The following is a 12,205-nucleotide window of genomic DNA, read 5'->3' as shown; positions in this document are numbered from 1 at the left end:
TAACAACGGTCTGGGTTGCATGCTTAAACGCGTAGACAGAACTACAGGAGGAAATAGCACAATCCCATGTGGATCCTTTCCACTGACTATTATATCTCAGGAACCACACAATATCGAAACAAGATCCCAAACGCCCTCCGCTCGTTCAAGAATCACGAGCTGCGCGGAGCTCCGCTCCTTGCCTTGGCGAGCAAAGCTCGCTTTAACAAAAGGGAAACATTGTGTTGCTTAAAGCTTTTATTGATGAATGTTATTTATTTTATTTTCAAAGAACCAGAATGTTTGCATCAGAGATGATGCTTATAAATATATTTTACGAGGAGGAAATGACTATGGAAAAAATTGTTGATGCACGAAATGTGAAAAAAGTTTACGGAAAAACACAAGGAGAACAAATAGAAGCATTAAAAAAGCTTTCTTTTGCTGTGGAAAAAGGAGAATTCATCGGGATCATGGGCCCTTCTGGTTCAGGTAAATCGACTTTGTTAAATTTACTTGCAACCCTTGACAAACCAACGGATGGCACGATCACGATCGATGGAAATGACGTCACAAAATTAAAAGGCAACCAAATCGCGGATTTTCGTAGCCAAGAGATAGGATTTATCTTTCAAGAATTTAACCTGTTAGAAAATCTAACCGCTTCTGAAAATATTGCGGTCCCTCTTTCGCTGCAAGGCGTTAACGCTAAAGAAATCAAAAAGCGAGTGAATCAAATCGCGCAACGTTTATCCATTGATGCTATTTTGGAAAAGTATCCAGCAGAAATTTCAGGCGGTCAAAAACAACGGGTAGCCGCTGCTCGTGCTTTAGTCACTCAGCCTGCCATCTTATTAGGTGATGAACCCACAGGCGCTCTTGATTCGCAAAGTTCACGTGATTTGCTGGACACCATGAAAGAATTAAATCAAAATGACCAGATTTCCATCTTACTTGTAACCCACGATCCTTTTTCTGCTAGTTATTGTAAACGGATTTTATTCATCCAAGATGGCGTCATCCAACAAGAAGTCAAAAGAAACGACCAAAGTCGAGAAAGTTTTTACAAACAAATATTAACGATTCTAGGAACTTTAGAACAATAGGAGGTGGACATGAATGCTTTTAAAATTATCACTGACTGGACTTAAAGGACGCTGGCGCGATTACGTGGTACTATTTTCTGGGCTAATGATTGCTGCAGGAATATTTTATATGTTTCAATCCATGGCAAGTAACGATGCTTTTTTATTAAGTAATTCTCCTGTAGCTATGACAGGTATTATTTTTCAGCTAGGCTCTATTTTTCTTGGGATTATCACCTTAGTTTATATTTTATATGCCAATTCTTTTTTGATGAGTATGCAACAAAAAGACTATGCGATGTTTATGATGTTAGGCGCTAAACAACGTAAAATCGCCCTGCTGATTTTTATCGAAACGTTTATTATCGGTCTTTTAGCAACACTTTTAGGCTCTCTTATAGGTGTTGGATTGTCCTCTATTGTAAGCAAACTTTTGACCAATCAGCTGGACATCCAAGTAACGAATTTTTCCGCCTTCAGCGCTAAAGCGCTCCTTGTTACATTAATCTTTTTTACGATCTTGTTTTTATTGGCCGCTACAATTAACGCTTCTTCAATCGTCAGAAAGCCGATTTTGTCTTTATTAAAAGCAAATGAAACGCCGACTGCCTCACGACGTAAGCCAGTAGTATTAGCCCTAGAAGCCATCAGCGGGCTGGTCTTACTCGGAATTGGCTATTACATGATGAATAGTGTTGACAAGATTGGTTTACTCGCGCTAATCATCGCTTTATTTACAATTGTATTAGGAAGCTATTTCGTTTTTCATTCTGTCATGATTTTTGGTTTAAATCTTTTGAAACGCTCCGATAAATTAAGACTGAAAAATTTAAATAACTTTACATTATCGCAGTTAAGCTTTCGTATTCAAGACTATACTAAAATGCTTTCGATGGTATCGATCATTTTCGCTTTAGCACTGGGCGCGTTAACTGTCGGATTAGGTTTTCACAAGGAAATTCCGAAAATGACTGAGCAAACGTCGACTTATGATTTACTAATAAACAATGCCCAAGACACTGATCAAAAGCCGATCGAGGAGCTAAATCCGACTTTAGATATCAGCTATCAGCTAAAAGAAGATGAAAATACCGTTTATTTTAATCAAGAACAGTTTGATAAAGAACCTTTAAATGCGATTTACTATGACACAACGCCTAAAAAGACGACTTACTCTGGTGAAGAATTAGCTAATGATGAAGCTAAGATGGATAGTCTACGCACCTTATTGCTTCCCGAGCAACAGGGAAAAGAGATATCGATGGTCGCTGCAGATGAGTTTAATGAGCTTAATCAGGCAAGCAGTCGCTTACAAGTTGTTCAAGTTAAAGATTTTATGGCCCAAAAAGATGCTGTTGGAAAAATTGTTGCTGAAAATGTAAAACAAAATCCATCTTTAGCCCAAGATCAATTTTCTATGAACCAAAAATATGACATTTACACACTCTACAATGAAATATTCTCTGGACTTGAGTTTATGGGATTTTTCCTCGGCATCGCTTTTTTGACCATGCTAGCGAGTTGCTTGATGTTTAAAATCCTATCAGGAGCAGCCAGTGACGTTGCTCGTTACGACATGCTAAATAAAATTGGTACGCGAATGAGTTTATTAAAAAAATCAATCAGAAGAGAAATTATGGTATTATTTTTAGCACCGGGAATTTTAGGCGCCATTCATGTGTTATTTGGTCTAAAAATGTTTACTTCTTTGCTCAGTGAACCATATGCTGGTATTTGGCTGCCCTTTCTTATTTTCTTTATTTTATACCTGCTTTACTATATACTAACCGTTTGGTTGTATACAGATATTGTTTTAAAGAGAAAAGAATAGATAAATAAAAAACACATTGTCATAATGAAAATAAACTCCCGAACTATAGAAAGATTGCTTTTACTATTTAGCAGATTTTGATCTCAATACCATGATTGATGATTCGCAATTCTTATCAATTATAGTTTGGGAATTTTTAACTATTTTTTCTTATATCACAGTTACTTTTCTCTTAGTCATCGTCTTGTTCTACTTCTAATACTTCGCTGTCTTCAGCGTTAATCGCTACTTCAGTCTCATTTCCGTTTTCCAGAACATTGACTTCCCAAATTTGTGTAGAATCTGAAACACGTTCTAGTTTCCACTCACGTGCTTGTCCGCCACCAGCTTCGTTTTCTGCAATTTCACTCGCTTCTTCTCGACTGATTTCCTCTTGCTGATCTAATTCGTAACGATGTTCTTCTTCATCCTCGTCGTCATCATTATCACTTTTTGTATCAATAATATCTCCAGAGTTTGCATCGATAGTTGTATTATATTCTGTTTGGTTGTCATAACTTTCAACATCATACATATAGCCATCTCGACTGGTTTCTAGTTCTAAGCTTTCAACCGTTTGGTCGTATTCATCTGAAAATGTAGTCAACGCTTGTTCTTCTGTGACTTCGATTTCTTCAGGGTTAGAGTTATCAAGTTCTTGCTGATCGCTTGTTGCAGCCCAAGCATATCCGCCTCCTACGACAAGAATCACTGTTACAGCAATACCTCCAATAATTTTTTTCCGTCTATTTTTCATTTTGCATTCCTTCTTTCCTCTTTTGTTATCTTTATATTAGCAAGAATGTACTGTAAGAAAATCAAAATACAGAATAAATCAGATGAAAATTTCTTCATTTTTTAGGAAAAGTAATTGCAAATATGGTTCCTTTAGGGGTGTTATCTTTCACTTGAATTTTTCCTTCATATTTTGTAACAAGAGTCTTCACAATAGACAATCCAATTCCTGAGCCATTAATATCGCTAGAACGAGATGGATCAACTCGATAAAGACGTTCAAAAATTTTTTCTTTTTCTTCATCAGCAATACCGTCCCCTTGATCAGCAACTTGCAGTTGGATCTCTTCATTTTTTTGAAGCGAAACTTCAATTTCACCTGTTGGCGCATATTTCAAAGCATTTTCTAATAAGTTTTGGACCACTTGTTGTAAGTCTGATTTTGCCGCCTTAAAAAAGATTCCTGGTTCTACCTTCAAAACGATTTTTCGATCAGTAGTCATTTGTAGCTCTTCGATTTCTTGAGTCACAAGTGCAGAAAAATCAATCTCTTCTAAGTTAGCTTCATTTTCAGCTCGCCCAAGGGTTAGTAATTGTTCACTTAACAGTTCGATCCTTTTTGACTCTTTATCTATAAAGGCTAAGGATTGCGGAACGACTTCTGGATGCTTTTCACTCCTTCGTTGGATCAAATGAACATGTCCACGAATCGCTGCAATCGGTGTTTTTAACTCGTGAGAAGCATCGCTGACAAATTGTTTTTCTCGCTTAATCGCCTGACGTTGTTTTTCTAATAATGTATTCAAGGCAGTAGCTACCTGATAAATTTCTTTAGGAACTTCTGGAACGGTTAAAGAATCTTGTGTTTTATCTAATTGATTCAATTCAAGAGACATTTTACTTAATTTTAGGCTCCAGCGACCTACCATCCAATAAATTAATACAGCTCCCACTATTAAACCAATCACATTCAGCAAAAGGTTCGTGGTTAATAAACTGATTACAATATCAGTAATGGCTTCGCTATCAATAATTAAAGCTACTTCCGTATTGTCTATTTCTCTTTCCTCGTAATAATAACGATCATCCCCAACAAATACCAAGTGCTCCAAAAAGGGTAAATTTCTTCCTTCAGAGACATTTGCAAATGTCTCTGCTGCATCTTCAGAATGATAGATTTGGCCATGAGGTAAGCGCACTTGTAGTGCCTCTTCTTCACCTTGTATCACATAGCTATCCACTAAATCAGACCAGTTTTGTTCTGATAGTTCCCTGTTTTCGATCGTTTCAAAGATATGTTCACTTCGGTCAGAAATATAATCATAAACAAAGGCAATGGATACACCAACAAAAATCAAATTCATTAAAAATAATATAAACGCAAATAAACTCATAAATCGAACGGTTAATTGTCGCTTAGCTGTTTGTTTAGCTTTCATAAGGATCCCTCAATACATAACCCACACCACGAATAGTTTGAACAAAAGAGTCTAAGTCAACTTCTTTTAATTTATTACGCAGCGTACGGATGTAAACATCCACAACGTTTGTTTGGCCAAAGTAATCATATCCCCAAACTTCATTCAATAGATCATCACGTTTTTTTACAACTTCGGGTTCTTTCATTAATTGATACAAGATTCCAAATTCTTTTGGTGTTAGCTCGATCAATTGATCTTTAATCTTTACTTGATGTTTCGCTACGTCCATCGTCATTTCTTTATAATGCAATAAGTTACTTACTTCATTTTGTTCTTGTAAGCGTCGCTCAATCACACGAATACGCGCAAAAAGTTCCTCGATCTCAAATGGTTTGGTGATATAATCATCTAATCCAGTATCTAATCCAACCACGATATCCGTTGTTTGCGTACGAGCCGTCATCATAATAATCGGGATGTTACTGACTTTACGAATACGACGCGCTACGGTGATCCCATCTAATTCTGGTAACATCCAGTCTAGCAAAATCAAATCGAATGCTTCTTTATGCTCAAAAAAAGTTTCTAAAGCTGCCTGTCCGTCAATTTCCCATCTCGTTTTGTATCCTTCAAACTGCAATTCACTTTGGATGAAGCTAGCTAAACTTTCTTCATCTTCGACTAATAACAGATTTAATGGACTCATTTTTTCCACCTCTTGTCTCTATTATAAATGATATGTTTATTTTTATTGTAACAGAAGGGTACTATTTTCCCACTTTATTTATTATCAGACATTTTTAAAAGCTTGTCTTAAAAATAGGACAAAAATTTAATGAAGATTTTTTCATTATTATTTGACCACTTTTTTTAAGTTCATTGCAAAGGGATGTTAAATCCCCACAGGCTAATAATGAATAACGTTTTCTTATTCCACTATTCATTATTCAAATATTGAATAAAACTTTATCTTTTTACTATTCAATATGCCAATAAAAAGAGAAAAAGTCCTTCGTTTTAGCTATTAAATATACAACAAACGAAATTATGTTCATTTAGTCTACGTTATTGAACAATAAAAGTTGATTTCTTTATTCAATCATAAAAAATTGAATAAAGAAATTGAAAATCATTCTTCAATTTTAAAAAAAGTAAAGTAAAATGACAGTTATAATGAATAGCAGTTAAAAAGAATTAAAAGATATAACATTTTGACAATTCTAATGCTATATGCGTATGATAGTTATCACGAAAGGTCTGGGAGGAAAAATAATTTTCTATTCTTTTCAAGACAAATGGTAAAAAGCGTCATAAAAGGAGGACAACAATGATCAACGTAAATTTTTTGTCGTTTGCCCAACATCTATACCTAAAATTACTACTCTATGAAAGGCGGACTCGTTAAAAGTAGTCAAAATGCAGAAACGATGACCCAACCAATAGCTCATTTAGCAAATGAAGGTATCCTGATTATTCCTGGTGGTAAAGGAACTAGGAAGCTGGTTAAGGACTCAGAATGGATAAAAAAATTAAAACATCTTAGCTTATCAGCTCCTAATGTTCTAACAATCTGTACAGGGGATGCCTTGCTAGCGAAAATAGAACTTTTAAATGATAAAAAAGCAACCAGCAATAAAAGAGCGTTCGATTGGGTGAAATCTGTTAACAAATCCGTTTTTTGGCAAGAAAAAGCTAGATGGGTGGTTTCAGGTAAGTATTATACTTCCTCAGGGGTGTCTGCAGGAATAGATATAGCTTTAGGCTTTGTTGCAGACCAGCATGGAAGAAAAACGGCAGAAAAAATTGCCTTTGACATTGAGTATGTTTGGAACGATGATCCTAACAATGACTTATTTATTTCTTAGATGTAATTTTACAAACATAAGCGTATTTAATGCAAAAGTTGAATTTCATTGGTAGAGTAAAATTAATAAAACATAGAAGGAGTGGTAAGATGTACGAATTACACGAGTTACTTGCGAAATTGAAAGATTACGAATGGATCAATTTAACACATGTTGTCACAAAAGATATCCCAGTGTATCATACGTTTAATCCTCTATCAGAAACTACGATTTCAACGCTTAAAGAAACAGGCTCTTATTCAGTGGAGTATAGCATCGGAAACTCTCACGGTACTCATATCGACGCGCCTAGTCATTTTGCTGAAGGAAAAAGAGATATATTAGATATTCCACAAAAAGAACGCATTCTACCTTTGTATGTTCTTCATTTAGAAGATAAAGTCAAAGAAAATCCTGGATATGCAGTAACCGTCGATGATTTAAAAGATTTTGAAGCATCGTATGGAGAAATTCCTGAAGGAAGCTTTGTGGCTTTTTCAAGTGGATGGTATAAAAACTTTGATAATGAAGAAAAATTTTTAAATAAAGATGACGATGGTGTTGAGCAAACGCCAGGCTGGTCCATTCCAGCCTTAGAATATTTGAGCCGTACACGAAAGGTAGCAGCTATTGGCCATGAAACACTAAACACTGACAGTGGTCCGGATGCCGCAGAAGCCAACTTTTTGCCGGCTCAACAATACTGGCTAAAAGAAGATAAATATCAAAACGAGCTGCTAGCCAATTTGGATAAAGTACCAGCTGTTGGCAGTATCATCGTTACAGCGATGCCACGCATCTTAGCCGCTCCTGGTTTCCCAGCTGAAGTATTTGCGATTGTGCCTAAAAATTAACTATTAAAACGCCCCCCCATTTCTTGATTTGTTGAGTCCTCAACGCTCTGCGAAATGGGGTGTTTTTTATCTAAGATGAAGCATAGCTATCCTGAAACAAAATAAGGTTCGTCAAACACTAAAGTTTTCTTGTCTGTATCTATCGTTGTTTTCAATCCATAAGGTAACAAAGTTCGAGGAAAAGCATGGCCAAAAGGTAGATTGTATAAAATAGGAAGGGTGTCGTCTGCAATAACTTCTTTATAAACTTTTTTATATTCATCGTAGTAAGCTTCATTTTGGGGTTTTCCTACAATTAACCCTTGAATCACTGAAAAAATTCCTTTGTCTTTAAATACCGTCAGCATTTCTCTTAACTTTTCAGGCGAAGCTTTTTCTTCACTTGTTTCTAAAAACATAATTTTTCCTTTCCATTCTTCTAATGTTGGAAAAATATTATATTTTTGAACAATGTCATTTTGATCTGCATAACGTTCTCCAACTAAACATTCATATAGACTTTCTAAACATCCACCAAGAAGTTGTCCAGACACACTTTCTCCCCCTTGTAAAAGTTCAGAGCCATGAGTTTCATCATGTTTTGTCCTTTTTGTCCCGGCAGATTCTACTGAAAAATCTTGCCGTTCTTCATACCACCATTGTGTTGCTGGAGCAGCCGTTAGCTCCTTTCCTGCAAAATAACTTAAAAAAGTTTCTTTTGTATAAGGCAGCATGTCATTTTCTAATTCAGCTAGATCGCTTAAAATATTTAACCCATAAAAAGATTCCATTCCTAAACGGTAAAACATCAAATGATTTACCGTCGTGTCAGAAAAACCGGAAAAAATTTTGGAGTTGTTTTTCACATTTTGTATAAACTCTTCATCTTCCATCAAATAAGGAAGCAAACGGTAGGTATCGTCTCCTCCGATGGCACAAAAAATTCCAGCAATTGAATCGTCTGCAAAAGCCTCCTTTAAATCCTGAGCACGGGCTTCAGGATGATTCTTTAAATATTCCATCCCCTTCAACGAATTTGGCATTGTCAAGGGCTTCAAACCAAATGATTTCAATCTTTCTTTGCCAAGATCTAATTGATGAGACGCAAATGATTCCCCTAAGATCCCGCTTGATAAGCTTACAATAGCCACTCTGTCTCCTCTTTTTAGTCCCTTAGGTTTGTTCATAATTAAGCCCCCTATTTTGATTTGTATTTAACACTTCGTAAGGATCCTTTTAAAATTATTTTCAAGTATAACATACTTAATCATCATATAGCTTTATTAGCATGATCTTTTTTATTCTATGATAAAATAACCCTACTAGCTACAAGGAGGCCAACGATGATCAACGTAAATTTTTTAGTATTTGATGAATTTGAAACACTGGACCTATTTGGCGTAATAGAAATTTTCGGTCGTTTGCAAGAGAACTATCATTTGAATTACTACTCTATGAAAGGTGGGCTTGTTAAAAGTAGCCAAGGAGTAGAAATGACGACACAACCCATCACTCATTTGATAAATGGAGATATTATTATTCTCCCTGGAGGTAAAGGAACTAGAACTTTGGTAAATGATCAAGAATGGATCGAAAAATTAAGACAAATCAGTCTAACAGCAACGAATGTACTAACCATCTGTACAGGGGCTGCTTTACTAGCAAAAACAGAGCTTTTAAATGACAAAAAAGCTACTAGCAACAAAAGAGCTTTCGAGTGGGTCAAATCCGTGAATGAATCGGTCCTTTGGCAAGAAAAAGCTAGATGGATAGCAACAGATAAATATTATACTTCTTCAGGTGTATCTGCAGGAATGGATATGGCATTGGGCTTTATTGCAGATCAATATGGTAAAAATCTAGCAGAAAAAATTGCGTCTGACATTGAATATATTTGGAATGATGACCCTAATAACGATCCGTTTGCTAAAAAATAAGATGGCTCCGTTTAAATAATATGAAAAAGAGCGATACCTAATTAGAGGCTCGCTCTTTTTCAATATCATCAATTAAACCCATCACGTTTATTTCTTAATTGAACAAACTCATCAAAATCATTCGCACGGATAAATGGGTTGATTTCTTTTTCTATTTCGATTGTCGAAGGCAAAGTTACTTCATTATTTTCTCTTTGCTGCTGGACTTTTTTTAGTATTTCTTTTACAGTTGAATTTGACGGATCCACTTCTTTGGCAAAACGTAAATTGGTGTCTGAATATTCATGAGCTGCATAGACTTTAGTACCATCAGCGAGCTGTCCAAATTTATTGACGGTCTCAAACTGAGCTTGATAATCTCCAGTAAAGACTCTGCCACAACCAGCCATAAATAAGGCGTCGCCACAAAACACCTCATCATCAACTAAATAAGCAATGTGTCCATTTGTATGCCCAGGAACTGACATAATTTCCCAACTACTGTCTAATAAGTCAATGGTTTCTCCTTCATGCACTATATTTGTAGCATAAGTTCGACATTCCTCAGGACCATAAACCGCAGTATCCGGATATTCAGCTACAATTTCTCTGACGCCACCGGTATGATCTGCATGATTATGAGTCAGTAAAATGGCAGACAAATGAACTCCCTCATGATGCGCTAAATAATCTAAAACAGGCTGCGCTTCCCCTGGGTCTACAACTACAAGATCGTTATCCTTTTGATAAAGCCAAATATAATTATCCGATAAAGCCTTTAAAGCTGTTACTGTCATCTTATCTCCTACTTTCTATTATTTTTCTTATATTCATTTTACTGTAAATATAACTATATGTTAACTCATAGCTGCTACTTGAAAGGTTTTATTTTTGAGATTTACATTTAAGCGATTATAGTGTATTTTAAAATTATACTTAAAGTAACTTAAAATGGAGAGAATATGAATCAACAAAAACGACTATTGAAGATCATGGAAGAACTAAAAAAGAAAAAATCTTTGAGTTTGCGAGATATTATTGAACTTACAAATTCTTCAAGAGATACAGCTCGGCGAGATACAATAAAATTATCTGATAACAATTTAGTTGTAAGAAACTATGGTGGAATCAGCTTAGTCAACTCATTTAATAAGATAGATGGTTACTTAGATCGAACAAATAATATGACGCAAATAAAAAAAGAATTAGCTAAAAAAGCTGTCTCTTTAATAAATCAGAAAAAGCTCATCTATTTTGACGTTTCTACTACTATTTCAGCAATACCGCAGTTCTTACCAGCAAAAAAAGAACTTCATTCTGTCACAAATTCAATTGATATAGCAGATCAATTGCTAAGAAATACAAATTATAAAACAACAATGTTGGGCGGCGCTTTAGACGGAGAAACTCGCTCAGTAGCTGGCGGTTCTCCTTTGTTAGAACTTTCTAAATATCAAATCGATATCGCTTTTCTTAGCTGTGCTGGAATTGATGAGAAAGGTATCTATTATGCACACGAAGAAGATATCGCAATGAAAACTAAGATTAAGGAGCAAAGCAAGCTCTTAGTCATCATATGTGATCATACTAAAGTGGAACTAAGCCATAATTTCCCCGTGTATTCATTTGATGACATTGATTTTTTTATAACAGATAGAAAACTTCCCACAGCACTCAGTGAAAAAATAGATCCAACAAAAATTCTTTATACAAAGGAGAGCAAAAATGTTTAAAACGATACTATTTGATGTAGATGGTACGATTATTGATACCCAGTACGTGATGACTAGATCTCTGCAAAAAACCTTATTAGAAGAAAAACAACTGGAAGTCCCTCTTGAAGATTTACATTTTATTTTAGGCATACCAGGTAGAGAAGCTATCAAAAAATTCAGTGAAAATGATACAGAACTTGAGACTCTTCTAACTAAATGGAACAATAATATTTTATTATTCTCAGAATATGCCACGCTTTTTCCAGGTATTGAAAAAGTGATAAAAGACCTACATGCGCAAAGTATTGAGCTAGGCGTAGTCACCTCCAAAACGCAAGAAGAAATGAAAAATGAGTTTGATTCCTTTGGTTTAACGCAATATTTTAAAGTACAGGTCACAGCTTCTGATACTGACTTGCATAAACCAAATCCAGATCCGATTCAAAAAGCTTTGGAGGAATTAGGGGTAGATAAAAAAGAAACAGTATATGTAGGAGATTCATTGTACGATATGAAAAGCGCGAAATCATGTGGCGTCTCATTTGCTGTAGCTCAATGGGGTGCAGTAGAATCCAGCGCTTTTACCGATATTGATTTTTCTTTGGCAACGCCTAAAGACGTACTAACTTTAGCCAATATAAAAACAGACATGATTTGAGGCAAAAATAATAAATTGCCACATTACTTTTCCAAAACAGTGTGCTTAAAATATTTTAACAACATTACTTTTTACTTGTTATGTGCTTAAACCCTATTAACCACCCTGTTTTGGAATACTTATGCGCTTATTAACTTAAAACGGAAAATTTACCATAAAATATTGGATTTTAGCTCACTACTTACTAAAACTAGTGAGCTTATAACGTT

General features: G+C 35.4%; 12 protein-coding genes. 7 read left to right on the top strand and 5 right to left on the bottom strand.

Annotated elements, in window-relative coordinates; all coding sequences use genetic code 11:
- The first annotated feature begins 332 nt into the window (after positions 1-332).
- A complete protein-coding gene (locus G577_RS0104280) occupies positions 333-1,085 on the top strand; it encodes an ABC transporter ATP-binding protein (protein ID WP_028790124.1) in 753 nt (250 codons plus the stop codon).
- Between the two features lie 13 nt (positions 1,086-1,098).
- Positions 1,099-2,895 carry an FtsX-like permease family protein gene (locus tag G577_RS0104275; RefSeq protein WP_028790123.1) on the top strand — a complete coding sequence of 599 codons (1,797 nt, stop codon included), beginning with the start codon at positions 1,099-1,101 and terminating at the stop codon, positions 2,893-2,895.
- Positions 2,896-3,067: 172 nt separating this feature from the next.
- Here G577_RS0104275 and G577_RS0104270 read toward each other — a convergent pair whose 3' ends face one another.
- From G577_RS0104270 to G577_RS0104260, 3 genes are all read right to left on the bottom strand, one after another.
- Complete coding sequence (locus G577_RS0104270) at positions 3,068-3,631, bottom strand: PepSY domain-containing protein (protein ID WP_028790122.1); 564 nt, start codon at positions 3,629-3,631, stop codon at positions 3,068-3,070.
- 94 nt (positions 3,632-3,725) lie between these two features.
- Positions 3,726-5,048 (bottom strand): sensor histidine kinase, encoded by a 1,323-nt coding sequence (locus G577_RS0104265; RefSeq protein WP_028790121.1) that lies wholly within the window; start codon positions 5,046-5,048, stop codon positions 3,726-3,728.
- A complete protein-coding gene (locus G577_RS0104260) occupies positions 5,038-5,736 on the bottom strand; it encodes a response regulator transcription factor (protein WP_028790120.1) in 699 nt (232 codons plus the stop codon). Before G577_RS0104260 ends, G577_RS0104265 begins: the two co-directional genes overlap by 11 nt.
- A gap of 679 nt (positions 5,737-6,415) precedes the next feature.
- On the opposite strand from G577_RS0104260, the gene G577_RS11025 reads away from it, so the two are divergent.
- Both G577_RS11025 and G577_RS0104250 read left to right on the top strand, forming a co-directional pair.
- Entirely contained in the window at positions 6,416-6,895 is a 480-nt protein-coding gene (locus G577_RS11025) for a DJ-1/PfpI family protein (protein ID WP_231556765.1), read from the top strand.
- A gap of 89 nt (positions 6,896-6,984) precedes the next feature.
- Positions 6,985-7,728 (top strand): cyclase family protein, encoded by a 744-nt coding sequence (locus tag G577_RS0104250; protein WP_028790119.1) that lies wholly within the window; start codon positions 6,985-6,987, stop codon positions 7,726-7,728.
- 86 nt (positions 7,729-7,814) lie between these two features.
- On the opposite strand, the gene G577_RS0104245 is transcribed toward G577_RS0104250, so the two are convergent.
- Positions 7,815-8,894: a S66 family peptidase gene (locus G577_RS0104245; RefSeq protein ID WP_028790118.1), complete on the bottom strand. Its 1,080-nt coding sequence runs from the start codon at positions 8,892-8,894 to the stop codon at positions 7,815-7,817.
- Positions 8,895-9,050: 156 nt separating this feature from the next.
- Here G577_RS0104245 and G577_RS0104240 point away from each other — a divergent pair, with 156 nt between their 5' ends.
- Positions 9,051-9,644 (top strand): DJ-1/PfpI family protein, encoded by a 594-nt coding sequence (locus tag G577_RS0104240; protein ID WP_038025944.1) that lies wholly within the window; start codon positions 9,051-9,053, stop codon positions 9,642-9,644.
- A gap of 68 nt (positions 9,645-9,712) precedes the next feature.
- Here G577_RS0104240 and gloB read toward each other — a convergent pair whose 3' ends face one another.
- On the bottom strand, positions 9,713-10,420 hold the full coding sequence (gene gloB / locus G577_RS0104235; RefSeq protein ID WP_028790116.1) for a hydroxyacylglutathione hydrolase: 708 nt from the start codon (positions 10,418-10,420) through the stop codon (positions 9,713-9,715).
- A 165-nt stretch (positions 10,421-10,585) separates the two neighbouring features.
- Between gloB and G577_RS0104230 the strand changes: the two genes are divergently transcribed.
- Positions 10,586-11,356 (top strand): DeoR/GlpR family DNA-binding transcription regulator, encoded by a 771-nt coding sequence (locus tag G577_RS0104230; protein WP_028790115.1) that lies wholly within the window; start codon positions 10,586-10,588, stop codon positions 11,354-11,356.
- Entirely contained in the window at positions 11,349-11,996 is a 648-nt protein-coding gene (locus G577_RS0104225; RefSeq protein WP_028790114.1) for an HAD family hydrolase, read from the top strand. Before G577_RS0104230 ends, G577_RS0104225 begins: the two co-directional genes overlap by 8 nt.
- Positions 11,997-12,205 lie beyond the last annotated feature (209 nt).

The organism is Tetragenococcus muriaticus DSM 15685, from assembly GCF_000423785.1.
Taxonomy (GTDB): Bacteria; Bacillota; Bacilli; order Lactobacillales; family Enterococcaceae; genus Tetragenococcus; species Tetragenococcus muriaticus.
This window is presented reverse-complemented; position numbering and strand designations above follow the sequence as displayed.

What these genes read in the sequence shown, in the direction of transcription:
- G577_RS11025 (WP_231556765.1), top strand. Translation starts at nt 6,416, where the DNA reads ATGAAAGGCGGACTCGTTAAAAGTAGTCAAAATGCAGAAACGATGACC.
- G577_RS0104270 (WP_028790122.1), bottom strand. Translation starts at nt 3,631, where the DNA reads ATGAAAAATAGACGGAAAAAAATTATTGGAGGTATTGCTGTAACAGTG.
- G577_RS0104250 (WP_028790119.1), top strand. Translation starts at nt 6,985, where the DNA reads ATGTACGAATTACACGAGTTACTTGCGAAATTGAAAGATTACGAATGG.
- G577_RS0104265 (WP_028790121.1), bottom strand. Translation starts at nt 5,048, where the DNA reads ATGAAAGCTAAACAAACAGCTAAGCGACAATTAACCGTTCGATTTATG.
- G577_RS0104260 (WP_028790120.1), bottom strand. Translation starts at nt 5,736, where the DNA reads ATGAGTCCATTAAATCTGTTATTAGTCGAAGATGAAGAAAGTTTAGCT.
- G577_RS0104245 (WP_028790118.1), bottom strand. Translation starts at nt 8,894, where the DNA reads ATGAACAAACCTAAGGGACTAAAAAGAGGAGACAGAGTGGCTATTGTA.
- G577_RS0104240 (WP_038025944.1), top strand. Translation starts at nt 9,051, where the DNA reads ATGATCAACGTAAATTTTTTAGTATTTGATGAATTTGAAACACTGGAC.
- G577_RS0104280 (WP_028790124.1), top strand. Translation starts at nt 333, where the DNA reads ATGGAAAAAATTGTTGATGCACGAAATGTGAAAAAAGTTTACGGAAAA.
- G577_RS0104275 (WP_028790123.1), top strand. Translation starts at nt 1,099, where the DNA reads ATGCTTTTAAAATTATCACTGACTGGACTTAAAGGACGCTGGCGCGAT.
- gloB (WP_028790116.1), bottom strand. Translation starts at nt 10,420, where the DNA reads ATGACAGTAACAGCTTTAAAGGCTTTATCGGATAATTATATTTGGCTT.
- G577_RS0104230 (WP_028790115.1), top strand. Translation starts at nt 10,586, where the DNA reads ATGAATCAACAAAAACGACTATTGAAGATCATGGAAGAACTAAAAAAG.
- G577_RS0104225 (WP_028790114.1), top strand. Translation starts at nt 11,349, where the DNA reads ATGTTTAAAACGATACTATTTGATGTAGATGGTACGATTATTGATACC.